Source organism: Corallococcus exiguus (genome assembly GCF_009909105.1).
GTDB classification, from domain to species: domain Bacteria; phylum Myxococcota; class Myxococcia; order Myxococcales; family Myxococcaceae; genus Corallococcus; species Corallococcus exiguus.
Window position 1 is genome coordinate 1,060,657 of sequence record NZ_JAAAPK010000003.1, and the last position, 22,571, is coordinate 1,083,227.

The window sequence follows — 22,571 nt, forward strand, 5'->3', positions numbered from 1 at the left end:
GGCCACCAGGCAAGGGAGCAGACACCCATGACGAAGCGCGTGAACGGACCTTTCGACGTCAAGCTCACCCCCATGGCCCCGGAGGCGGGCGCGGTGGACGCGGCCCCGGGCCGGATGATGCTCGACAAGCGCTATCACGGTGCGCTGGAGGCCACGAGCCAGGGACAGATGATCGCGGTGCGGACGCCTGTGGAGGGGTCCGCGGGGTACGTGGCCATGGAGCGCGTCAACGGGACGCTGGACGGCCGCGCCGGCACCTTCGCGCTCCAGCACTTCGGGGTGATGACGCGCGGTGCGCCCCACCTCGTCATCTCCGTGGTGCCGGACTCTGGAACCGGCGAGCTCACGGGGCTCGCCGGTTCGATGACCATCGACATCGCGCCGGGCGGGAAGCACTCCTACGACTTCCAGTACACCCTGCCGGACGCGCCGTGACTCACGGTGCGCAGTAGCGGACCGCCTGGAGGGTGTGAGCCAGGGGGCTTTCGGTGGAGGTCATCACGAGCGCCCCCATCCAGCGGTCCGGAAGCTCTTCCAGCATGACCCACTGCGAGAACTGGTTGAGGGGCAGGTATTCGGGCCCGGAGGTCAGGTCCGCCGGGACGCCTGCCTTCCCCAGGGCCCAGAACCGACCCCGAAAGCCGAACCAGGAATCGCCGCCCTGCGGGGCCGAGGAGACGGAGAGCCACGCCGCCTCGATCCCCCGGGACGTCACCGCGGTCCCGAACCAGGGATCCTCCCCAGGCGTCGTCACGGCCAGGGTGCGCGAGGTCCCTTCGCCGAAGAGGTTCCCCAGGACCCTCAGCACGCGCTCACTGCCCTGTGCACCGCGCAGCACGATGGCCGGAGACGCCAAGGCATCGCCCGCCGCCGCGCCCAGGTCCACGAGTCGGGTCGCTGGATTCGCCTGCGCGGAGAAGGTCCGCTCATCACCCACGGGTTGCAGGCCGCTGTCGAAGCGCTGGAGCCGCAGCAGTCCCTCGGAGGCGCCTTGCTTCATCTCCTGGGCCAGGACCAGGAAGCCTCCATCCCGCAACCCCATCACCTCCACGCCGTAGAGGAGCTTGTCCTCGGCGAGCGCCCGCATCAGGACTCGGGGAGCCACCACGGATTCACCGTCCAGCTCCGTGAGCGTGCCCCACAGCTCACGGCCGCCGGTGACGTATTGGGAGGCATCCCGCCAGGCCGCGAAGACCCGCGACCCGTCCGCCGACACGGCCGCCGCGGTGGCCCGGTCCCCCACGGGCTGGTCGAAGAGGAGCACGCCCACCTCCGGCGCGCCATCCGGGGGCACGGGACGGCCCTTCGCATCCAGCAGGATGAGTCGGCCCTGCGTATGGTCGTGCCCCGGTCCCGCCGATGAGTAGTACAGCGCGGAGCCCTTGGACGTGCGCAACAACCGGGTGCTCACCGAGTCGAGCGCGAGGGAGTCGTCCAATACCTCCACTCGCGCGTCCACGACGCTCAGGGGCATCATCGCGGTGTCCATCCGGATGACACGCGCCACCGCCATGCGGTCGAAGACCACCGCCAGGACACCGTCGGGCACCCGGAGGCTGCTGATCCGGCCTGCATGCGGAGGTGCTTCCAGCGGCGCGACCTGGGACCAGGACGGTGGGTCCGTCACCCCATCGCAGTCGTTGTCCAGGCCATCGCAGCGCGTCTCCGTGGCCTCATAGTCAGCACCATACGAGGTAGCGGTGCATACCGGCTCGTAGGCTCCGTCCACCAGGGCGCGCCGGGCCCCCACACAGATGCCTTGCGTCCGCTCACAGGGAGGAGGTTCTCCCAAGGAGCCCGCGTCGGTGCCGGCATCCGTCTGCGTGCCGCCATCCTCCGCGGTCCCCGCATCACCGGTCCCCGAATCAACGGTCCCCGCATCCGGAACCGGATTCACTGGCGGATCCGCATCCTCACATCCACCCAGCACCCCCACCGCGAACACCACCGCCCAAAGCCTTGCCCAACGCATCCGCACTTCCATCATCCCCTCTTCGGCGAGCCGTCACTCAACCCACCCGGGGCGAAGCCTAATCCATTTCATTGGCGCACACGTCACGCGCCTCCCTTCACCCGGAGCCATGAAAGGGCTTGAAGGGCCGCGAACCATGCGCCTCCCGCGAGCGCATGACGGAGATGGTTCATCCGAACCCACCGGGTCGCGGTCTCCACGGCCGCCGGAGTGTCAGGCGATTGCATCAGTCGGACCATCGTGGGGATGAAGTACGAGAAGGTCAGCACCCGGTCCACGAGCACCACCAGCGCGGCCGCGAGCCACCAGGAGCGCAGCGGACCCGTGGCCCTCGTGGCGAAATAGAGACTGGCCAGTGTGAGCAGCGTCAGCGGACCCGTGGTGACAACACCCCAGAAGCGCCGCCCCACGTCATCCTGGCGCGCCGCCTCCGAGGACCAGTGCCCGCCCGTGACGTCGAGCCACCGGGGGAGCGAGATGCGGTGCTCATAGAGCCCCGCGCCGAACGCGACGCCCAGGTTGAGCACGAAGAGCCACAACAGGATTTCCGCCGCGGAGGGCTTCAGGTTCATCATGGGGCCAGCATGCGTCCCGTGCCCACGAGCGTCTTTCGCGCCCTTGTGCTGTTTTTCTCAATCCTGCGGTGTTTTCCATGAGCCCCCGGCACGCACTCCTCGCCCAGATTGGCGCCGACATCGTCCGCTTCCAGGAAGCCTCCGCGGAGTTCGACTCCGCCGTGGGAGAGGTGCTCGCGCTCGGCCGCGCGGAACTGACGTGTCTGGCGCAGCTGCACTTCGGAGGCCCCGCGCCCCTGAGCGCGGTCGCACGAGGCGCCGATGTGGAGCGATTGGAGCTCGCCGGCTACGTCCAGCGGGAGGGCTCGGGAAGCAACAGGAAGCTCGCGCTCACCGGGCATGCGCGCGAATGGATTGAAACCCTCTGGGGTCCCCTCCAGGCGGATGGCTTGCAGCTGATGGCGCCGCTGCCGGACGCGGAGTTGAAGGTCATCGCCCGCTTCCTGGGCGAGGCGAGGAAGGTGCAGGACCGCCATGCCACCCGCATGGCGAAGTTGCTCCAGGAACCCGGGGGGACGCGAGCGGCGCGGAGGCGCGGAGGCCTCTCCGCGGCAGCGCTCCACCGCGTGCGGCTCTTCGTCGAAGCGCACCTCGCGCGGAGGATCCAGGTGGGCGAGCTGGCCCGGCGCGCGGGGCTGAGCGTCTTCTACTTCACCCGCGCCTTCAGGCAGTCCATGGGCATGACGCCGCACGCCTACGTGCAGCAGCGGAGGGTGGAGCGGGCGCGCAGCCTGTTGAGCCACACGACCCGCTCCCTCGGAGACATCGCGCTCGCGGTCGGCTTCAGCTCCCAGAGTCACTTCACCACGGTGTTCCGCCGGGTGACGGGGCTCACGCCCGCCGTCCTGCGGCGCGCGGGACGCTGACGCCTACGAGCAGGTCTTCTTGCAAGCTGGCGGGTTCGTGTTCGGAGGCGTCGTGTAGGTGCCCCCGCAGATGTAGTACTGCGTCGGGCCGCAGTTGGCGCGGTACCACTGGACGCTGCTCCCGGAGCCGGCCTTGTACTGCGTGCAGTCCCAATAGCTCCACTTGATGCCCCCGGGACAACTCGCGTCGGAGAAGCCACCCGACGGGAAGTCCAGGCACCCGGCGACCGCTGTTCCCTGCGGACAGACGGCCTGCTCAGCGGACCCGAGCGCCTCCTCCGGGCCGGCCTCGTCCATCGCTCCGCCACAGGCGGAAGCCAACGCCATCACGGAACCCAGGCACAGCGAACGCACGACGTGTCTCGACATGGATTGCCCCCTCATGCAGGCCCGCCATCGCGGCAGGTGGCGGACACCCTACGCACCCCGCGGAACTGCTGGGATTAAACGCGGTTAAATCCACACGCTGGGGGGCGTGGGGAGATCGGGCCCGCTGGGCGTAGAAGCGGATGACCGGCGCATCCACCCGAACGTCCCTCGCGGCCCCGCACTCCTTCCCAGGCACCCACCATGGCCCGTCCCAAGAGCCCCCTCGTCTGGATCCTCCTCGTGGTCGGAGGCGCCTGCGCCTTCTGCTGCACCGGCACCCTGGGGCTCATGGCCCTGGGGCTCTTCGCCGGAGACAGCAGACAGCGACACGCCCGGAACTCCAGGCGCGGTGAACCGGGCGCGCGGCAGCCCGGGCGAACCCGGCGGCTTCGCGTTCGACGCGCCCCAGGGGTGGAAGACCCAGGAGGACGGACGATTCATCCTCGAGTGGGACGACCGGGGCGACACCCTGGGGGTGGAGGTGCTCCGGCTGCCGGCCCTGCCCGGGCTCGATGACGCCGAGGACCGGCTCGCGAAGGTGTGGCAGGAGCGCATTGGCGCGGATTGGAACCGCGTGCCGCAGAACCCGCTGGTGATGCGGCGCTTCATGTCCAACGGGGCCCGCGCCTTCTTCACCGCGGCGGAGGTGCGCGCGAAGAACAACGACCGGAGCTTCCGCGTGAGCCTCTATCTGGTGGAGGCGGGCGACCGCCTGGAGCCGCTGGTGTTCATCCAAAGCTTCATGACGCCCGGGGGCCTGGGTGAGGCCATGTCAGCCTCGTTCTCCTGGAACACGTCCTACGCCCGGGTGGAGGAAGCGCTGAAAGGCGTGCGAGGGAGCCCCGTGGGACTGCCGCTGGTGGACGACACGGAGGTGGTGGGCCACTCCCGCTACGGCACCAGCTCCGCGGCCCAGTGGGTCAACGCCTATACCGGCGGCTCCACCATGACGGCGGTCTCCTACAGCATCGACTACACCTTCGGCGCCAATCGCGAGTTCCAATACAAGTTCGGGGGCGCGTCCGGACAGGTGGGCGCGATGAAGTTCGGCTCCGAGGACGACCAGGGCACCTGGAGCGTGAAGCACGACGTGCTGACGCTCACCGGAGCGAAACGGACACGCCGGTACCTGCTCATCGGGGCGGCGCGCTCACCGGAGGGAAAGCGCACGCTCTACCTCCTGCAGGAGGGCCAGGGATGGTCGCTCGCCCCCGGCGCCATCGGTCGGGACGGCGAGCTGTACGTGGCGGTGGATTGAAGTTCCGCCCTGCCCGGTGACACCGCCCGGGGTCACCGGTGTTCCATCCGCCGGCCGGAAAGCGCCGGCCCTTCCCTCACAGGAGATGGAACATGGCTGTCCTGCACCGCGGACTGCGGCTGGGTATGGCATTGCTCGCGAGCTTCACGGCCCCCGCCTGCGGGCCGGAGGCACCGGCCGGTGCCGCGCTGGAGGTGGGCGAACAGGAGCTGGAGGCGGCGAGGTCGCCCCTGCCGCCCCTGAACCGCGAGGCGCTGCGACAGGCCATCTCGGGACTGCCGAACGCGGAGGTGACCGGCGCGCTGGTCCGGGTGAGCGGCGCGGACGGGCGCTGGCTGGGCACGTCCGGCGTGGCCGACATCCGCACCGGCGCCCCGGTGCCCGCGGACGCGCACTTCCGCATTGGCAGCATGACGAAGACGTTCACGGCCATCGTCGTGCTGCAGCTCGCAGCCGAGGGGCGCGTGGACCTGGACCGGCCCGTCCAGGACTACCTGCCGCGCCTGCTGCCCGCGGGCGTCTACGCGCCCATCACCGTGCGCCAGCTGCTCAACTTCACCCACGGACTGCCCGGCGTGCCGGTGCCGCAGAAGGACCCTGACTGGTTCTTCGAGAACCGCTTCCGGCGCTTCAGCCCCCGGGAGCTCCTCTCCCTGACGCTCCCCCAGGGCCCCCGCTTCGCGCCGGGCACGCAGCAGGAGTACGGCAACATCGGCTACCTCGTTGCGGGGCTGCTCATCGAACAGGTGACGGGCCGACCCTACGGGGACGCGGTGCGCGAGCGCATCCTGCGTCCGCTGCACCTGCGGGACACCTTCGTGCCCGGCAGCGACGTGACCCTTCCCGGGCGCCACACGCGTGGCTACGAAGAGGTTGCGCCGGACGAGACAGGCTGCCCGGCGGGAGCCATCGCCTACGGCGAGCGCTGCCTGGTGGACGTCACCGAGGCCAGCCAATCCGTGCCCTGGGCCGCCGGAGAGATGATCTCCACCGCCGAGGACCTGGACCGCTTCCTCGTCGCGCTCTTCCAGGGCCGGCTGCTGCCGCGCAAGCAGCAGGAGGAGCTGTTCACCGTCCCGGACCTGCCCGCCGCGGGAGGCGGTCGCGCCACCTACAGCGCGGGCCTCAGGCGCCACGACATCGACGGCGTCATCTTCTGGGGCAAGACGGGCGACCGGCACGGCTACAACAACGGGATGGGCGCCACGCGGGATTTGCGCCGGCGCCTCATCTATTCGGTCAACACGCTCCACATGGGAGGGGACCAGCCGGACATCGCAGTGCGGATCATCATGGCGGCCCTGGCGGGGCCCTCCCGACCTTGAGGGGGCCCCACGGACGTCCTACTTCACCGCGATGGCTGCCAGGGTGCCGTTGTCCTGCGCGATGAAGAGGATGCCGTCCTTGCCCAGCGCGAGACGGCCGCCGGCAGGGTACTTCCACATCTGCACCCGGGCGGTGAGGTCCACCGCGTAGGTGTTCGACGACGTGCTGACGAAGAGCAGGTTGTCGGTCACGAGGGTCGTCCACCGGGGCTCGCCCTCCGGCGGAATCCAGGTCCACAGCAAGGCACCATCCGCCTCCGACCGTGCTTCCACGGCCCGGTTGTTGAACACATACAACACCCCCTCCGCGACGGTGACCGTTCCCGTGAAGCTGGCCTTCCGAGTCCAGCCTACCGTCCTGTTCTCCAGATCGAAGGACAGCAACCGGCTGCCCTGGATGGCGAGGACGTTCTGGGCGCCGCCCAGCACCGGCGCCGTGTTCATGCTCCACCCCGTCCACTGGAAGCCGGGGTCCGCGATCTCATAGGACATGGTGCCCGTGAGGGCATCCACCACCTGCAACCGCGGCTCGGTGTAGGCGAACACCTGGTTGCCCTCCACGGCGGGCGTCCACTCATCGTACTGGCTGGTCTGCGTGAACCACTGGTGTTCCCCGCCGGAGACGTTGAAGGCATACATGCCTCCGTAGTAGCCGCCGGCCATGAACACAGTCCCGTCCATGACGACGGGAGCGTAGTAGCGCGACCACTGATTGCCGTACGCGCCACGGAACCGGACCTCGCCGGTGGCGGCATCGAACGCATAGAGGAACGAGTCTTCGTGTCCTCCAGTGGTGAGATAGACCGCCCCGTCGCTGTAGGCGGGGGGGTGGGCCGAGTGGATGCGGTTGAAGTTGTAGGTCCACAGCGGCTCGCCTGTGCGCGCATCGAGCGCGGAGAGCTGCTGATTGGTGCTGAAATAGCTGTAACTGGAGGCGAAGACCCTGCCGTCGCCCTCGGTGACAGGGTTCAGCGCGCCGGAGCCCACGCCCAGTTGGCGCGACCACAGCGAGCGGAAGGCGGACGGATCCAACGTCGCCTCAACCGCGCCGGTGTGCCGGGCCGTGCCCTGGAAGGTGGCCCACTCCGCCGTCTGGCGCCACGAGGCCGAGGGCCTGGCGATCACACGCAGGTTGGCGGTGCCCGAGGCGCTCTCGCAGGTGGCGGTGAGGGTCACCGCGCCCACGCCCACGCCCAGGACCTTACCGTTCGCGTCCACCACCGCCCGGGAGGCATCCGAGCTCTTCCATGTCACCGTGCGTCCCGTCACCACGCTGCCGCTGCTGTTCCTCAGGACCGCCTGGAGCTGGACCTCCTGGCCCACGTAGAGCCCGGGGGAGTCAGCCAGCACCGAGACCGATGCGATGTCTGGGGACTGGAGGGCCAGGGCCGCGTAGGCGCTCTGCGCCTCGCTGGTCGCGGTGATGAGCACCTGCCCTGGCTTCAGCGCCGTCACCAGGCCGGAGACGCTCACCTGGGCACGGGTCGTGTCGCTCGAACTCCAGGTGACGACGCGGTCGGTGAGCGGGGTCCCGTGCACATCCTTCGGAATGGCGGAGAGTTGCACCGTGGTGCCGGTCATCACCGGTCCGGAGGGCACGCCCCCGAGCGTCACGGACGCGACCTGGAGCGCCTTCACCCGCACCGCGACCGTGGTGGTATGCCGCCCGCTCGTGGCGGAGATGGACGCATCCCCCGCGCTCACGGCCCGAACCAGGCCCTGGGCATTCACTTCCGCGATTTCACTGCTGCTGGAGCTCCAGGTCACCGGCCGATCCAGCGTGGCTCCGGATGCGTCCTTCGGCGTGGCGGTGAGCTGCGCGCTCTCTCCGGTGGCGAGCGGCTCGGCGGGCACGCCGCTCACGAGGACGGACGCCAACGTGTCCTCGGGCTGCGGTGGGTTCGACACCCGGACCATGACGGTGGTGTTGGCGCGTTCGCTCGTGGCGGAGATGGCTGCCTCCCCCACGCTCACCGCGAGCACCTGCCCCTGGGCACTCACCTGCGCGACGGCCTTGTTGCTGGAAGTCCAGGCCACGGGCTTGTCCACGGTGGCGCCGGCCGCGTCCTTCGGAGTCGCGGTGAGCTGCACGCTTTCACCCGGGATGAGGGCTTCGGCGGGCGCACCGCGGATGACGATGGACGCCACGGTGTCGGTGGAGGTCGAGCCTTCGCCGCAGGCACTGACCGCGAGGGTCAGGATGAGCGCCAACCAGGGGCGCGCTTGATGGATGAAGTGCAATCGCTGACGCCGGGCCGTCGAGCCCGACTCTCCAAGACCTTCCATGATGGATTTCCCCCTCGGCTGCGCGTGGCGGCGCGGCACTCTACCGCATCCCTCCTCGCAGGTAGATTGTCGCGAGAGGGAGTCACGGAGAAGCCGGCTCCATCCTGACAGGCAGTGCAATGGATTCGGGGTCCGCCGGCCCGCGGTGCGGTAGCCTGCCACACCATCCGACCGGAGGGACCCCATGGCCACGCTCGAAAAGCCTGTCATCATCGGCCGTTCAAGCTCGCATTTCACGCGCATTGCCCGGCTCTTCGCGGCGGAGCTGCGCATCGACCATTCGTTTCAGGTGGTGCGGGACCTCCTGTCCACGGACCCCGCGGATTATGGCGGCAACCCCGCGCTCCGGATCCCCGTCCTGAAGACATCTCAAGGTGTCTGGTTCGGCGCGCTCAATGTCTCTCGTGAGCTGTGGCGGCGGTCGAATCCCAGGCTCCGGGTGGTGTGGCCGGAGGACCTGGACGTACCCCTGCTGGCGAACATGCAGGAACTCACCCTGCAAGCCATGGCGACGGAGGTCACGCTGGTCATGGAGAAGATGGCTGGCGCCGGAGAGGGCACGACCCACGCACGCAAGCTCCGTGAGTCCTTGCTCAACATGATGGCGTGGTTGGAGGAGAACGCGAGCGCCGCGCTGGCCGCCCTCCCGCCCGAGCGGGACCTGAGCTACCTGGAGGTCACGCTCTTCTGCCTCGTGACCCATCTGGAGTTCCGGGACGTCCTACCCACGGCCTCCTATGAAACGCTGAACCGCTTCTGCCAGCAGTTCGCACAGCGCCCATCCGCCAGCGCCACCCCATTCCGCTTTGATGTCTGAGAGCACCCAGACTGGACCACCTTCAAGAGAGCTACTGATGTCCGTCGCCATCCTCATCAAGTTCAAGTCGAAGGACAGGGACTCACTCTACATTCCAGTTGCCACCCAAGGGGCGTACCACGGCTTGTGGCTCCCTACGGCCGAGAAGCTTGGACTCAAGTGGGTTCCCCTGTTTGAGGATGGCCCTGTTGTCGACGTGATAGACCTGCCGGAGGTGATGGATGAACTCCGGAAGCTGCGGGACGCACTGGCAGGCAACCCGAAGAATGATTCGCTTCTCGAACGCATCGACTGGATTCTAGAGGAGCTCAGCGGCTTGCCTCTCAACGAAGTCTCCAAGATCTCCATTGGTTGATGACTGAGCCCGTCATGGCGTTACGTCCGCCGTGGTGTCCTCTTCCTTCGCGCGCCCATAGCGCCTGACGCAGCGCCTCGCAGGAGGCGGCGGAAGGTGGGGCACTCCATGTGATTCGGCGCGGGGCAGGCCGCGGCGTGTCGCAGGCCGTCGCGCATCGCGCTCAGCTCGCGGATCGTCTTGTCCAGCTTCTCCGCCTGGGTCGCGAGCATCTTCCGGTCGATTCGCGGCCGCCCGTCCGGCGCGAACATCAGCGCGATCTCATCAAGCGTGAAGCCCGCGGCGCGCCCCATCGCTATCAGCGCCAGCCGCTCCAGCACCTCGGGCCCGAACAGACGGCGCAGCCCCCGCCTGCCGATGGAGGCGAGCAGCCCCCGCTCCTCGTAGAAGCGCAGTGTCGAGGCCGGAACGCCGGAGCGCTTCGCCACCTCCGTGATGTCCAATTCAGTCATCCTCTTGACCTCAAGTCGACTTGAAGTGGCACCCTGCGGCTTCTGGTTCTTGAAGGCAAGCAAGAGGAGATACCCATGGACGACACGCGCCAGCCCGAGGACGAGCAGACGAAGCTGTGGAACGGCACCGCCGGCCACGCCTGGGCCGATAACCAGGAGGTGCTCGATGCGATGTTCAAGCCGTTCGAAGACCTGCTCGCCGAAGCAGTCGTCGCAAGCTCCGCGCGCCAGGTGCTCGACGTCGGTTGCGGTACGGGCAGGACGACTCTCGCCGTCGCGCGGCGGCTGGGCACGAAAGGCCGCTGCACCGGCATCGACATCTCGGAGCCGATGCTCGCCGCCGCCCGTGCCCGGGCTGAACAGGAAGGCACTCCTGCCCGCTTCATCCGAGCCAACGCGCAGCTGCACGCCTTCGAGCCCGCCAGCTTCGACATGATCATCTCGCGCTTCGGCGTCATGTTCTTCGAGGACCCCGTCCGGGCCTTCGCGAACCTGCGACATGCCGCAACGAATAACGCCGAGTTCCTGGCCATCGCGTGGCGGAGTCCTTCGGAGAATCCGTTCATGACAACAGCCGAGCGCGCCGCGGCGCCGCTCGTGTCGAACATCCCCGCACGCCGGCCGGACGCGCCAGGGCAGTTCGCCTTCGCGGATTCGAACCGTGTCCACCGCATCCTGGAGGAGAGCGGCTGGGCCGGAATCGACATCCAGCCCATCGATGTCACCTGCACCCTGCCCGAGAAGGAGCTGGTCAATTACCTGACCCGGTTCGGTCTCCTCAGCAGGGTCCTCCAGGACGCGGACGACCGGACTCGCACCCACGTCATCGAAACGGTCCGCGCCGCGTTCGAGCCGTTCGTGCACGGAGCGGAAGTCCGCTACACCGCTGCCTGCTGGAAGGTGGAGGCCAGGGCGTCAGCGAGCCCCTGATCACGGACGGCGGCGGAGACCCATCGGCGCTTCCTTCGTCTCCTTGCAGGTGGCCCCCTGGGCCTGGGCCCTGCGGACCCGCGCATCGCAGTGCTGCCACGCCCCCGCGGGTGTGGCCATGCTCCCGCCGAGGTGGACCCCGCACGAGGGGGTGTGTCCCCAGATGTCGCCACTCGTCCAGTAGAGGAACGTCTCCGTCATCTCTCCCGGCCGGGCGCACTCGACGTAGTGAGTCTTGCCGTCCGCCTGGAAGAACGCACTCGCCGTCGCGTTGGGGACCTCCTTCTTCGGCGGAAGGACCGTTTCGAATCGCGCCTGGAATCCCGCCACCCGGGTGCCATCCGCCGCGAGCCGGATGGGCGGTGTCACCGGCTGGCCCGCGAACTCATCGAAGAGCCCATCCACCACCACGGACCCGTCCGGCATCGCCGCCACCATCCGGAGGAAGCCCGCGGAATCGGGACTCCGCTTCACTTCCGCCGCCGCCTTCCGGTAGCGAAGTCCCGCGCCGAGCCCCTTCTGGAACCGCGCATCCACCGAGCCGTCCGCCTTCAAGCGCACCAGGCCCGGAGCGCGCCAGGGGCCCTCCGGCGGATCCACGGCGGGGATGTTGTTCTGGGCCAGCACGAGGCTCCCGTTCGGCCCGAGCCCCATCTGCGGCACGCGCATGAAGCGGCCCTGGGGGTATTCCCCCTCCTGCCGGAAGGTCTTGTAGGTGGGGTCGAGCCGCCCGTCGGACGTCAGTCGCATGACGTCCGCGCGCGTCTCTCCCTGCACAACGCTTCCCACCCCGACGACCGAGCCGTCTGCACGGGGGGCGATGAGGCTCAACTCGATGCCGCCCTCCCCCTTCATCGCCCAGGAGATGAGAGGCGTGTTGAAGCGCGGTTCAGGCTTCCACTGCGCGTTGAGGGCGAGCACGGGAACCTCGGACCGAATCCCCTCCGGTTGGAACCGGCCGCTCAGGAAGAGGCCTCCGTCGGCCCGGGCGCGGATCTGCTTCAACACATACCAGCCCAGCCTGAGCTCCTTCAGGACCGAGTCGAAGCGCTCGGCGCGTTCGAGGGTGCCATCGGGGGTGAAGCGCAGCAGCCACAGGGGGACCTGCTTCAGGTAGGTCTCGTCTGGCGTTGACGCCGCGACGATGAGCCTCGACTTCGCATCCACCTCCGCGGTGATGATGAACGACGAGGCGCCCACCTTGTCGAGCAGCGCCTCGCGCACCTTGCTGTTGAAGGCGTCGGCCCTCGCCCCCGCCGCCGTGTGGCGGACGAGCTCATGGGCCACGCGCGCGGGCCCACTCTCGCCCCTGGGAGCCTTCTCGTCGCGGGAGCGATACGTCGCGATGTAGCCCCCGGAAGGCACGGCAAGCAGTTGCACCAGCTCCTTCATGCGGTCCCGGTCGGACGCGGCTTCGAGCGCCACGGAAGCCGGCGACGTGGCGCGCTTGCCCTGGGCGTCGATGACCACGACGCTGCCCACGGGCTCGCCGTTCAATCGATTGCAGGTGTGCCCCACCACGCCCCAGGCGCCCTTGGGCGCGGGGAGGACGGCCACGAGCTCACAATCCCCATTCGGCTCGTGGAACTGGTCATTGGGCGACCAGATTCCGTCCTCCTCCGCGAAAGCCCCACCGCCCAGTGCGAGCACAAGCAACACCGTGCCCGCGTTCCTCAAAGCCTGCATCGTGCGCTCCCGTTTGACTCAAGGTCGCACCATGCTGCCACGCCGCGTGTTCCCCTGGAACTGACGCGCGGGTGAACGCTTCAAGCGGGCCAGTTGCCTTCCATGGGATGCGGGCCGTCCGTGAAGGCGCGCACCAGGTGGGTGCCACCGACGAAGGCGCCTGCCCATGAGCCGCCCCTGCCGCCGAAGGACTCCTCACGGTCGCCACGCGAACGCAGCGCGTTGATGCCCACTTTGAAGGCATGGAGCCGCTTGGCGATGCGCCGGGCGAGCTCCGGGTCGTCCGTCGCCACCGAGGCCACGAGCGCGCCGTTGGAGACGTTGGCCTCCCGCAGCAGCTCCTCTTCGGAGTCCACCGACACCAGGATGTCGACGGGGCCGAAGGGTTCGCGCAGGTAGAGCTCACTGTCTCGCGGGATGCCGAAGAGCAGGACGGGCGGCAGGTACGCGCCCCGCTCCTGCCGCGCGGTGAAGGCGTCCTCCGCGAGCATCCCCTGATGCAGCACCTGGGTGCCCTGCTTCGCCGCCTCGGCGATGAGGGCGCGGAGCTCCTCGGCCTTGCTGGGGGAGATGAGCGGCCCGAAGTCCACGTGCGCCCCCAGGACCGGATTGCCGACGCGCAACGCGGAGACGGTATCGACATACGTCCGGACGAACTTCGGGACGAGCGACTTCTCGACGACCCAGCGGGTGTAGGCGGTGCAGCGCTGCTTGCCGAAGTCGAAGCCCTTGCGAATCTGTTCGCCAAGCCCGTCCCAATCCGTGAAGTGCGTGATGGCGTAGGCGTTCACGCCCTCCATCTCCAACGCGTAGCGCTTGTCCGTTTCACGCAGGCGACGGTGGACCTCGCCACCGTTGGCGCGGCCGCCAATGAAGGCGACGCCCGCGATGCGGGGATGGCCGACGAGCGCCTCGGAGAGGTCCCGCCCGCGGCCCCCCACGAGCGAGACGGGAAGACCCGCGCGGCGCAGCAACGCGAAGGCGAGCGTGAGTGAGACGCCACCACCCTGGGTCGGAATCTTCGCGATGACCGAGTTGCCCGCGAGCGACTGCACGAGCACGTTGAGCAGCAGGACGGAGAAGGGATAGTTCCAGGAGGCGATGTTCGAGACCAGGCCGAGCGGCTTGCGGCCATCGATCATCCGGTCCATCTGCTCCAGGTACCACGCGATGCCCGCGAGACACCGGTCCACGTCGTTGGAGGCCGTGGGCAGCGTCTTGCCGATGTCCCACGCGAGAATCCGGACGAGCAGATCCCGGTGTGCATGAAGCAGCACCACCGCCTCCGCGACGACACGGGCGCGGTCATCGAGCCGACGCGCCGCCCAGGGCGCGAACTCCGCCGCGGCCTGCTCGACTCCCGTGGCGACCTGGGCGGCGCCCAGCAGCGGCAACTCCGCGAGGACGCTGCCGTCGATGGGCGAGACGGCATTGAACCAGGCAGGCGGCTGGACCCACTTCCCAGCGACGGGTGAGAGCAGCCGGCCCTGGGAGTCGAAGGCTTCCGGTACCGCCCTCCGGGCCTCGGCCAGAAGGATGCGACTTTCAAGATGACGAAGGGGCTCGCCAACACGTTCGGTATCCAGCATGGGTGCTCCTCCTCGCGCGTTGACGCGCGCTGAATCCATTGAAGCGCCGGCACATGACAAGCTGCGGCATGAGCGCAATATCGTCATGCACGCCCCGCCTGTCTGGGGAGGCAGGCAAGGGCCCGTCGGACGGGATGTGCGCGCCCTGAAGGCGAGCGGCACGGGGGCTTTGTGAATCCGTGACGCCGCTGAAGGCTCGGCGCGTCACGCATGCGCCCTGGACAATTGCAGCCGCCATTCAAGTGATTGCCACGCGTGCGGAGGGCAGCCACGCTCGCGGCACATGGGACACAAGCGGCTGATGAGGATTGGCGTTGTTGGCGGCGGAGCCATGGGGTGCGGCATCGCACTCGAGCTCGCCATCGCCGGCAGACAGGTGGTGCTCTTCAACAGGCAGGCGGAGAGCAGCGAGGCAGCGCGCGTGAAGTTGGAGCGCGACGCCGCGCTGCTGGTGGAGACAGGGATGCTCGGCGCTGAGCAACGCACCACCGCGCTCGCGCGCATCCATCGCACCACGGTGCTCGCCGAGGCCGCCGTGGTTCAGGACCTGGTCATCGAATCCATCCCCGAGGACCTGGCGCTCAAGCAGCAACTCTTCAAGGAGCTGGACCGGCTCGCGTCACCGGACACCCTGCTCGCCACCAACACCACCGCGCTGAGCGTGACAGCCATTGCCCGAGACTGCGCTCACCCGGAGCGTGTCCTCTCCGCGCACTACTACCTGCCCGCGCACCTGGTGCCGCTGGTGGACGTCATCCCTGGCGAGAAGACCTCACCCGACGCGGTGGAGACAGTGCGGCGATTCCTTGAAGAGTTGGGCAAGTCGCCCGTGGTGTTCGCCAAGGACGTGCCGGGCTCGGTGGGCCCGCGCCTGCAGCAGGCGCTCATTGGCGAAGCCTTCCGAATCGTGCAGGAGGGAGTGGCCACGCCGGAGATGGTGGACCGCGTGCTCACCCAGGGCATCGGGCGGCGCCTGGGTGCCTCCGGCATCTTCGACCGGCTGGACCTCGTGGGCCTGGACTTCATCACCAATATCCTGCGCGGCTCGGGGCGTCCGGTGCCGCCGGTGCTCGCCCAGAAGGTGGACCAGGGCGAGCTGGGCCTGAAGACGGGCCAGGGCTTCTATCCGTGGACGCCGGACAGCGCCGCCGCCTTCGAGGAGCGCATGGCCCGCCACCTCATCACGCAGCTGCGCGAGGACCGGGCCGCGGGCCGCCTCCCCACGCCGGAGTCCGGAGAATGAGCGCTGACGTCGTGCTCATGGACCCGGCGGCGCTGTCTGATTTCATGGCGGACGCCGTCCGGGAGTACGCGGCGTGCACGCCGGAGCTTCCGCCACGCAACTGGGCCGTGCTGCTGGGCCGCTTCACGGACGACGCGATGCACGTGGAGCGCGTGGGCTTCGCCACCAACATCCGCGAGACGGACGACACCGTGCTCCAGGAGTTCGAAGCGGCCATCATCCCCCGCTTCGGCGCATGCTACGCCAACGGGAGGCGCGGCTACTGGTGTGAGCCTCGCGAGCTGCTGCGCATCACCGCCGAGGCCGAGGCCGAGGGACTGGAAGTGCTCGGCTCCATCCACCTGCACCCGGACTGGCACCGCATTGGCCCGCCCCACGAGCGCGGCCTGCGCGTCAGCCAGGAGCCCACGCCCATGGACCGGCACCTGTTCCAGGGCAGTGGCTGGCCGCTCAACATGATCCTCTACCTGGAGCGGCGAGAGGGCAGGCTCTACCACTCGCTCGGAGCGTGGGCCCCACCCGACGACGCTGAGTCCGCCACGGGCTGCCGCGCGCTCGCCATCCGCATGCGCACTCCGGAGAGGGGCTTGGCGTAGCCAAGCCCGTCGGCGTCGAGGAGTCACAAATCCGTTGAGGGTTCCCGCCCAGCTCGCCCCCTGCGCGGGCACCTCCAGGTTCCTCACAACCTCCCCCAATTCGCGCATTCGACTGCGCGCATGCCTTGACCTCCATCCTTCCCTGCCCGAGCCTCCGCTTCGCGAGGGAGAACATGGGCAAAGCCTTTGATGAGCTGCTATCCGGGATGATCGCTGGCCGGGCCTGGAAGCAGATGGGAGACCCCGAGTCGGTGCGGCAGCTTCTCTGGGCCGTTTATGAGGAGCGCTATCACAAGGCTGACCACCATAAGTCGCGATACCAGTTGCGGGTGAATCTTCAGAAGAAGGACGACGCCGCCTCTTACGCCGGATTCATCACTGCTGAAAACCCCACCTCGGGTGCTTACCAAGGGACCTCCTTCGTCTGGATGCCAGGAACGGAGGGGAGCATTGCGGTCCTCGTGATTGGGACAGACGGCTTCGGTGCGGACACCCATATTCTGGGACGGCCTGGCCACGCCCGCCGCCTTCGCGCCCTGGCTCGACTCCACAATGGCAAGATATGGGTGAAACCCGACTTGCTCGATGTAACCTCACAGGTACCGGAGCCCATCATCGAGAACTGGCCAGACCAACTCGATGCCGTCAGTAAGGCCTACGGCAAAGTTATCTACGCCGCCGTTCCGGTTCGCTCGAACAAAGATAGCGAGGCCGTAGAGGACCTACTGGACCTCTTCTTCTCCGAACATGACACCCCGCTGACGAGTGCCGCTCGGCAGCGCTGGAACGAGCGGCACGCAGCAATCTTGGGAGCGATCTTTCCCCAGGTGGAATTGCCCCAGGTCTTGGCGCTCCTTCGGGAGCGACGCTTCGTCATCCTTGAAGGCCCACCGGGCACCGGAAAGACACGGCTGGCCTATGAGGTGGCGCGCCAGATTGGCCAGGCGACTCGTATTCAGTTCCACCCGGCTCGCACATATGAAGACTTCGTCGTGGGGCTGTATCCGAAACCGGCCGCAGGAGGGCTTGCCTTCGAGGTTCGGCTCGGAGACTTCTTGCGAGCCAACAAAGCCGCAGAAACGGGCGAACACGTCCTTCTGATTGACGAGGTCAACCGCGCAGACCTCTCGCGCGTGCTTGGAGAGGCCATCGTCCTCCTGGAGCCTGGCGAGCAGCGTGAAATCGAACTGCCCCACCGTCCAGACGGGTGGAACGACCGAAAGGTTTCCCTGGCTTCGGGTCTTCACCTCTTGGCGACCCGCAATACCGCGGACCGGACCATCGCCCGCATGGACCTGGCAGTCCGCCGCCGCTTTGCATTCCTCGAGATGTGGCCGGACCGACGGCCCGTGGACGCAGAGGGGGTACCTCTGGCGATAGCCTGCTTCAACGACGTCCTCGATACCTTCACTGAGTTTGCCGATGAGGAGGCCCTGAAGCTCATTCCAGGCCACGCGTACTTCCTCGACCCAAGGCACGACCAAGACGCCAAGGAGAGAGGGAAACGCATCGCACGCCGCCTCGATCTCGAACTCATCCCGCTCTTACGCGAGTACCTCTCCGAGCGACTCACCGGCAGTGCCAGCCAGCCCATCGCGGGCCTCACCGATCGCATTGCCTCACGTCTTCAGGAAGAGCGAGCGGCGTGACGCGGAAGACGGCATCAGGGCGCGCACGCGCCGAGAGACTGCGCCCATCCCTCCTTCCCGCACGGCCTGTCCTACGCGCCCACGACCACGGGGAGCCAGTGCTCCTGGCCGCTGAGACAGTAGGCCAGTCCGGAGACCGCTGGATTGAGCCCTTCTTGGCTGCCAATCGCCCTCTCCTGGAGCGGCTGGACATCCGCGCTGAGGTACGATCTCAACGCGGCATCCACCTGGCCCTCCATCCAGGACGGCGCATTGGCGCCATCCCCCTGCTCTCGCCTTCCACGCGCAAGGTGGTCGCTGGGCTGCTGGTTTCCCCCCGCTTCTCATGGACCTCTTTGGGTGCAGTTTTCGAGAGCATCGGCTTCTCCGTCGAACCCCGCCTCGGTCATTCCTTGCTCGTGCCGGGCTCAGCGCGGGAAGTACCTCCCTGGCTCTTAGCAGCTCCCGTTCTGCGTCGCCTTGAAGCACTCTGGCGGCACCCACGCCGTGGATTTGCCCAGGTGGAGGAAGAGCGTTTCAACCCGCGCGGTCGTATCGACTGGCGCACCTGGGGTACTCTGAATGTTCCTGTGGGTCGTTGGGAGCGATTTCCGTGCGCCTTCCCAGAGCCCATCTTCGACCCGCTGCTCCTCTCGGAGATGCGATGGACGGTGCACCGTCTCATTGAAGAACTTGGGCACACTGCTGAGACATCAACAGGGAGGGTTCTGCTCGAGCGAGCGCGGAGTCTGGCCATTCAACTCGGGCCAGGCGTCCACCAACGGCCTCGCGCTCAGCACCGTGCATCGGAGTCGGCATTCGTCGCAGAGGCGCTCGAAGCCATGGGCTGGGTTGCGGACAAGCGAGGCCTTGGAGGGACAGAGTCCCTTGATGGGTTGTCCTGGGACTTGGTCATAGACGAGGTCTGGGAGGCATGGGTCTCAGCCTTCACCGCCGACCTCGCGACTCGACTCGGCCTGCAGTCGACCCCTCACGGAGGAGCGCAACATCCGCTCAACTGGGCGGGAGGTATCCAATCCATGGGTGCACTCGTCCCTGACGTAGCACTGCGGGGTGCTCACCGTGTCATCTGGGTAGACGCGAAATACAAAGCGCACCTGTCTCAATTGGCTCAGCATGGATGGCGAAGGCTGACCGAACACGTCCGAAGTGCCCACCGCGCGGACCTGCACCAGGCGCTCGCCTACGCCAACCTTGCGGCCATGGACCACGTAGATACGGTGTTGGCCTATCCTGACTTCGGCACGAGCCAGGAGAGCCCTCTCTTCGCCGTGGCCACGATTGCCACAGGGAGGAGAAGAGTCCGACTCATCCTTGCCGGATTACCGTTCGGGTTCAGCAGTCCGGACCACCGGGAGAAAACGCTCTCCGCCTGGAGAAGCGCACTGGCCATTTGAGTTGCAGCCCACTGCCTCCCCTCCAACAGAGGGGTGAACAGCGGCCGGGAGCCCCATCAGGCTCCCAGCCTCTCTGCCCCACCCTACGTGGCGGCGTCGGGCGCCTGCTGGAGCTCCGGTGCTTCGCTGGCGGCCGCGGTGCGCGTCTTGGCGATGAGCAGGTAGATGGCCGGCACGAAGTAGAGGGTGAAGAGCGTGCCCAGCGCCATGCCCGTCACCAGCACGAGCCCGATGCTGTTGCGCGCCGCCGCGCCCGGTCCCGACACCAGGACGAGCGGGAAGTGGCCCGCGACCGTGGCCACCGTCGTCATCAGGATGGGACGGAGCCGTTCGGAGGCCGCTTCCTTCACCGCCTCGAGCTTCGACTTGCCCTCCTCCTGGAGGCGGTTGGCGAAGTCCACGATGAGGATGCCGTTCTTCGCGATGAGCCCCACCAGCGTCACCAGACCCACCTGTGAGTAGATGTTGAGCGTGGTGGTGAAGCTGTCCGTGAAGTACGGCATCATCGGGTTCGGCATCCGAAGGAACGTGGTTATCAGCGCGCCGAAGAGCGCCAGCGGCACCGACCCGGCGAGGATGATGAGCGGATCCCGGAAGCTGTTGAACTGGGCCGCGAGCACCAGGAAGATCAACACCACCGCCAGCCCGAACGCCGGAGCGAACGAGTCGCCTTCCGTGCGGAGCTGCCGGGACTCGCCCGTGTAGTCCATGCGGTAGCCCGCGGGCAGGATGCGCGAGGCCTCCGTCTCCAGGTAGGTGAGCGCCTCATCCAGCGGACGGATGGCCACGCCGCTGAGCTTCACCGCGTTGAGCTGCTGGAAGCGGTTGAGCGACCGGGGCGCCACCTTGTCCTGAATGGACGCGATGGCCGACAGGGCCACGAGCTTGCCGTCCGGACCGGTGACGTGGATGTCCTTGAGCTGCTCCGGGGTGAGGCGGGAGGAGCGAAGGACCTGCGGGATGACCTTGTAGCTGCGGCCGGCGATGTTGAACCGGTTGACGAAGTTGCCGCCCACGGCGGTCCCCAGGTCCTGGCCCACGGTCCCCAGGTTCAGGCCCAGCTGCGCCACCTTCTCACGGTCGACCTCGAGCTCCGACTGGGGCTGATCCAACTTCACGTCGATGATGGGCGGGAAGGCGAACATCCCGCTCTGCGTCGCCTTCTCCTGGAGCTGCTGCGCGAAGCCCAGCAGCTCCTCCGCCTCCGCCGTGGACGCGATGACGAACTCCACCGGGAAGTTGCCACCGCCCGGCAGCGCGGGGGGCTGGAGGGTGAACGTCTGGACCGCCGGGATGGTGTTCACCCGCTCCTGCGCCTCCGCCAGCACCTGCGCCGTGGTCCGCTGGCGCTCCTTGTACGGCTTCAGCACCAGGCCCCAGAAGCCGTTGCTCGGCTGGACAATCTGGAAGTTGAAGCTGGACTCCGGCATGTCCATCAGCAACTCGCTCGTCTTGGTCACGGACGGCTTGAGCTGATCCAGGGTGGAGTTGGACGGAGTGCTCATGATGCCGATGACGAAGTCCTGGTCCTCCACGGGCGCCAGCTCCCGGGCCGACTGGTTGAACATCACCAGGGCGAGCACGCTCAGGAAGATCCACGCCGCGTAGACGGGTCCGCGGACGAGCAGCGAGCTGTCCAGGGAGCGGGAGTACGCGGCCCGCAGGCGCTCGAAGGTGCGGTTGATGACGCCCGCGAACCCCTTGTCCTCGTGGCCCGCCTTCAGGAGGACGGAGGACATCATCGGGGAGAGCGTCAGCGCCACCACGCCCGACAGGGTCACGGCTCCGGCCAGCGTGAGCGCGAACTCGCGGAACAGCGAACCCGTGAGGCCGCCCTGGAAGGCGATGGGCGCGTACACCGCGGCGAGCGTGAGCGTCATCGCGATGATGGGACCCACCAACTCGCGAGCGCTCTTGATGGCGGCGTCCACCGGGCGCAGTCCGTCACGCAGGTGGCGCTCCACGTTCTCCACCACGACGATGGCGTCGTCCACGACCAGGCCTACGGACAACACCACCGCGAGCAGGGTGAGCAGGTTCACCGTGAAGCCGAACACCTGCATCAGGAACACCGTGCCGATGAGCGACACCGGAATGGCCACCACCGGAACCAGGATGGAGCGCACGGAGCCCAGGAACAGGAAGATGACGATGACGACGATGATGAGCGTCTCGATGAGCGTGCTCACCACCTCGTCGATGGCGTTCTGGATGTAGTCCGTGCCGTCGAAGGCGACGCCGCCGTGGATCTGCTCGGGCAGGTCCTTCTTGAGCGAGTCCATCTCCAGGCGGATGCGCTGCATGACGTCCAGCGAGTTGGCGTTGGGCAGCGCCCAGATGCCTACGAACACGGCCGTCTTCCCGTTGAGCGTCACGTCGGTGTCGTAGTCCTCGGCGCCGAGCACCACGTCCGCGACGTCCGACAACCGCACCACCGCGCCGCCATCCTTGCGGACGATGAGCTGCTTGAACTCCTCCACGGAACGCAGACCCGTGTTCGCCGTGAGGTTCACCTGCACGAGCGAGCCCTTCGTCTGGCCCACGGCCGCGAGCGAGTTGTTCGTGGCGAGCGCCTGACGGACCTGGATGGGGCTGACGTTGAGCGCGGCCATCTGGTCCGGCTTCATCCACACCCGCATGGCGAACGTGCGCGCTCCGAGGATGTCCGCGCGCTGCACGCCCTCCACCGACGACAGCCGGGGCTGCACCACGCGCACCAGGTAGTCGGACAGCTCGTTCTGCTCGAGGAAGTCGGAGGTGAAGTTGAGGTACGCGACAGCGAACTGGCTGTCCGCGGACTCGATGCCCATCACGGGGACCTGGGATTCGGGCGGAAGGTCGCCACGAACCTGGTCGACCTTGGCGCTGATTTCACTCAGGGCGCGGTTGGCGTCGTAGTTGAGCTTGAGCCGGGCGCGGATGATGGAGACGTTCTGCGAGCTCGTGGACTCGACGTAGTCGATGCCATCCGCCGCGGCGATGACGCGCTCCAGTGGCGTGGTGATGAAGCCACGGACGAGCTCCGCGTTGGCGCCGACGTAGACCGTGGTGACGGTGATGTCGGCGTTCTCGCTGCGCGGGTATTGCCGCACGTTGAGCGAGCGCAGGGCCTGCAGGCCGGCGATGATGATGAGGAGGTTGACGACCAGCGCCACGACCGGACGCCGGATGAAGAGGTCGGTGAAGTTCATGGGTTCGCCTTCCGC

Annotated in this window: 18 protein-coding genes; 10 read left to right on the forward strand and 8 right to left on the reverse strand. The window is 67.7% G+C overall.

Going from position 1 to position 22,571, the window contains the following annotated elements; genetic code table 11:
• Positions 1 to 27: 27 nt before the first annotated feature.
• Positions 28 to 435: a DUF3224 domain-containing protein gene (locus GTZ93_RS15785; RefSeq protein ID WP_139915361.1), complete on the forward strand. Its 408-nt coding sequence runs from the start codon at positions 28 to 30 to the stop codon at positions 433 to 435.
• 1 nt (position 436) lies between these two features.
• Here the strand turns inward: GTZ93_RS15785 and GTZ93_RS15790 are convergent, their stop codons facing one another.
• Positions 437 to 1,972 carry a putative metal-binding motif-containing protein gene (locus tag GTZ93_RS15790; RefSeq protein ID WP_139915362.1) on the reverse strand — a complete coding sequence of 512 codons (1,536 nt, stop codon included), beginning with the start codon at positions 1,970 to 1,972 and terminating at the stop codon, positions 437 to 439.
• Positions 1,973 to 2,055: 83 nt separating this feature from the next.
• Positions 2,056 to 2,547 (reverse strand): anthrone oxygenase family protein, encoded by a 492-nt coding sequence (locus tag GTZ93_RS15795; protein WP_139915363.1) that lies wholly within the window; start codon positions 2,545 to 2,547, stop codon positions 2,056 to 2,058.
• Positions 2,548 to 2,624: 77 nt separating this feature from the next.
• Between GTZ93_RS15795 and GTZ93_RS15800 the strand changes: the two genes are divergently transcribed.
• The gene (locus GTZ93_RS15800) at positions 2,625 to 3,413 is read left to right on the forward strand and encodes a helix-turn-helix domain-containing protein (protein WP_139915364.1); all 789 of its coding nucleotides are present in this window, start codon (positions 2,625 to 2,627) and stop codon (positions 3,411 to 3,413) included.
• 3 nt (positions 3,414 to 3,416) lie between these two features.
• Here GTZ93_RS15800 and GTZ93_RS15805 read toward each other — a convergent pair whose 3' ends face one another.
• On the reverse strand, positions 3,417 to 3,782 hold the full coding sequence (locus GTZ93_RS15805) for a hypothetical protein (protein WP_139915365.1): 366 nt from the start codon (positions 3,780 to 3,782) through the stop codon (positions 3,417 to 3,419).
• 349 nt (positions 3,783 to 4,131) lie between these two features.
• On the opposite strand from GTZ93_RS15805, the gene GTZ93_RS15810 reads away from it, so the two are divergent.
• Both GTZ93_RS15810 and GTZ93_RS15815 read left to right on the forward strand, forming a co-directional pair.
• The gene (locus GTZ93_RS15810; protein ID WP_139915366.1) at positions 4,132 to 5,040 is read left to right on the forward strand and encodes a hypothetical protein; all 909 of its coding nucleotides are present in this window, start codon (positions 4,132 to 4,134) and stop codon (positions 5,038 to 5,040) included.
• A gap of 92 nt (positions 5,041 to 5,132) precedes the next feature.
• A complete protein-coding gene (locus tag GTZ93_RS15815) occupies positions 5,133 to 6,365 on the forward strand; it encodes a serine hydrolase domain-containing protein (protein ID WP_139915367.1) in 1,233 nt (410 codons plus the stop codon).
• Between the two features lie 18 nt (positions 6,366 to 6,383).
• On the opposite strand, the gene GTZ93_RS15820 is transcribed toward GTZ93_RS15815, so the two are convergent.
• Positions 6,384 to 8,651, reverse strand: coding sequence for an Ig-like domain-containing protein (locus tag GTZ93_RS15820; RefSeq protein WP_161662844.1), 2,268 nt, complete (start codon positions 8,649 to 8,651; stop codon positions 6,384 to 6,386).
• Positions 8,652 to 8,835: 184 nt separating this feature from the next.
• On the opposite strand from GTZ93_RS15820, the gene GTZ93_RS15825 reads away from it, so the two are divergent.
• Entirely contained in the window at positions 8,836 to 9,468 is a 633-nt protein-coding gene (locus tag GTZ93_RS15825; protein ID WP_139915369.1) for a glutathione S-transferase N-terminal domain-containing protein, read from the forward strand.
• A 37-nt stretch (positions 9,469 to 9,505) separates the two neighbouring features.
• The gene (locus tag GTZ93_RS15830) at positions 9,506 to 9,823 is read left to right on the forward strand and encodes a hypothetical protein (protein WP_139915370.1); all 318 of its coding nucleotides are present in this window, start codon (positions 9,506 to 9,508) and stop codon (positions 9,821 to 9,823) included.
• 20 nt (positions 9,824 to 9,843) lie between these two features.
• Here GTZ93_RS15830 and GTZ93_RS15835 read toward each other — a convergent pair whose 3' ends face one another.
• On the reverse strand, positions 9,844 to 10,275 hold the full coding sequence (locus tag GTZ93_RS15835; RefSeq protein ID WP_139915371.1) for a helix-turn-helix domain-containing protein: 432 nt from the start codon (positions 10,273 to 10,275) through the stop codon (positions 9,844 to 9,846).
• Between the two features lie 75 nt (positions 10,276 to 10,350).
• On the opposite strand from GTZ93_RS15835, the gene GTZ93_RS15840 reads away from it, so the two are divergent.
• Entirely contained in the window at positions 10,351 to 11,205 is an 855-nt protein-coding gene (locus tag GTZ93_RS15840) for a class I SAM-dependent methyltransferase (RefSeq protein ID WP_139915372.1), read from the forward strand.
• Here GTZ93_RS15840 and GTZ93_RS15845 read toward each other — a convergent pair whose 3' ends face one another.
• A complete protein-coding gene (locus GTZ93_RS15845; RefSeq protein ID WP_139915373.1) occupies positions 11,206 to 12,891 on the reverse strand; it encodes a hypothetical protein in 1,686 nt (561 codons plus the stop codon).
• Between the two features lie 80 nt (positions 12,892 to 12,971).
• Positions 12,972 to 14,480: an aldehyde dehydrogenase family protein gene (locus GTZ93_RS15850; RefSeq protein WP_139915374.1), complete on the reverse strand. Its 1,509-nt coding sequence runs from the start codon at positions 14,478 to 14,480 to the stop codon at positions 12,972 to 12,974.
• Between the two features lie 301 nt (positions 14,481 to 14,781).
• Here GTZ93_RS15850 and GTZ93_RS15855 point away from each other — a divergent pair, with 301 nt between their 5' ends.
• The 3 genes from GTZ93_RS15855 (at position 14,782) to GTZ93_RS15865 (ending at position 17,968) form a co-directional block, all read left to right on the forward strand.
• Complete coding sequence (locus GTZ93_RS15855) at positions 14,782 to 15,723, forward strand: 3-hydroxyacyl-CoA dehydrogenase family protein (protein WP_257978941.1); 942 nt, start codon at positions 14,782 to 14,784, stop codon at positions 15,721 to 15,723.
• Positions 15,720 to 16,319 carry an MPN domain-containing protein gene (locus tag GTZ93_RS15860; RefSeq protein ID WP_139915376.1) on the forward strand — a complete coding sequence of 200 codons (600 nt, stop codon included), beginning with the start codon at positions 15,720 to 15,722 and terminating at the stop codon, positions 16,317 to 16,319. Before GTZ93_RS15855 ends, GTZ93_RS15860 begins: the two co-directional genes overlap by 4 nt.
• 173 nt (positions 16,320 to 16,492) lie before the next feature.
• The gene (locus GTZ93_RS15865; protein WP_139915377.1) at positions 16,493 to 17,968 is read left to right on the forward strand and encodes an McrB family protein; all 1,476 of its coding nucleotides are present in this window, start codon (positions 16,493 to 16,495) and stop codon (positions 17,966 to 17,968) included.
• A 1,480-nt stretch (positions 17,969 to 19,448) separates the two neighbouring features.
• On the opposite strand, the gene GTZ93_RS15875 is transcribed toward GTZ93_RS15865, so the two are convergent.
• A complete protein-coding gene (locus tag GTZ93_RS15875; protein WP_139915379.1) occupies positions 19,449 to 22,556 on the reverse strand; it encodes an efflux RND transporter permease subunit in 3,108 nt (1,035 codons plus the stop codon).
• Positions 22,557 to 22,571: the final 15 nt, after the last annotated feature.

Excerpts from the sequence above, each read along its gene's own strand:
- GTZ93_RS15815 (WP_139915367.1), top strand. The coding sequence starts at position 5,133 with ATGGCTGTCCTGCACCGCGGACTGCGGCTGGGTATGGCATTGCTCGCG.
- GTZ93_RS15830 (WP_139915370.1), top strand. The coding sequence starts at position 9,506 with ATGTCCGTCGCCATCCTCATCAAGTTCAAGTCGAAGGACAGGGACTCA.
- GTZ93_RS15825 (WP_139915369.1), top strand. The coding sequence starts at position 8,836 with ATGGCCACGCTCGAAAAGCCTGTCATCATCGGCCGTTCAAGCTCGCAT.
- GTZ93_RS15865 (WP_139915377.1), top strand. The coding sequence starts at position 16,493 with ATGGGCAAAGCCTTTGATGAGCTGCTATCCGGGATGATCGCTGGCCGG.
- GTZ93_RS15850 (WP_139915374.1), bottom strand. The coding sequence starts at position 14,480 with ATGCTGGATACCGAACGTGTTGGCGAGCCCCTTCGTCATCTTGAAAGT.
- GTZ93_RS15845 (WP_139915373.1), bottom strand. The coding sequence starts at position 12,891 with ATGCAGGCTTTGAGGAACGCGGGCACGGTGTTGCTTGTGCTCGCACTG.
- GTZ93_RS15820 (WP_161662844.1), bottom strand. The coding sequence starts at position 8,651 with ATGGAAGGTCTTGGAGAGTCGGGCTCGACGGCCCGGCGTCAGCGATTG.
- GTZ93_RS15855 (WP_257978941.1), top strand. The coding sequence starts at position 14,782 with ATGAGGATTGGCGTTGTTGGCGGCGGAGCCATGGGGTGCGGCATCGCA.
- GTZ93_RS15795 (WP_139915363.1), bottom strand. The coding sequence starts at position 2,547 with ATGATGAACCTGAAGCCCTCCGCGGCGGAAATCCTGTTGTGGCTCTTC.
- GTZ93_RS15785 (WP_139915361.1), top strand. The coding sequence starts at position 28 with ATGACGAAGCGCGTGAACGGACCTTTCGACGTCAAGCTCACCCCCATG.
- GTZ93_RS15805 (WP_139915365.1), bottom strand. The coding sequence starts at position 3,782 with ATGTCGAGACACGTCGTGCGTTCGCTGTGCCTGGGTTCCGTGATGGCG.
- GTZ93_RS15840 (WP_139915372.1), top strand. The coding sequence starts at position 10,351 with ATGGACGACACGCGCCAGCCCGAGGACGAGCAGACGAAGCTGTGGAAC.
- GTZ93_RS15790 (WP_139915362.1), bottom strand. The coding sequence starts at position 1,972 with ATGCGTTGGGCAAGGCTTTGGGCGGTGGTGTTCGCGGTGGGGGTGCTG.
- GTZ93_RS15860 (WP_139915376.1), top strand. The coding sequence starts at position 15,720 with ATGAGCGCTGACGTCGTGCTCATGGACCCGGCGGCGCTGTCTGATTTC.
- GTZ93_RS15835 (WP_139915371.1), bottom strand. The coding sequence starts at position 10,275 with ATGACTGAATTGGACATCACGGAGGTGGCGAAGCGCTCCGGCGTTCCG.
- GTZ93_RS15875 (WP_139915379.1), bottom strand. The coding sequence starts at position 22,556 with ATGAACTTCACCGACCTCTTCATCCGGCGTCCGGTCGTGGCGCTGGTC.
- GTZ93_RS15800 (WP_139915364.1), top strand. The coding sequence starts at position 2,625 with ATGAGCCCCCGGCACGCACTCCTCGCCCAGATTGGCGCCGACATCGTC.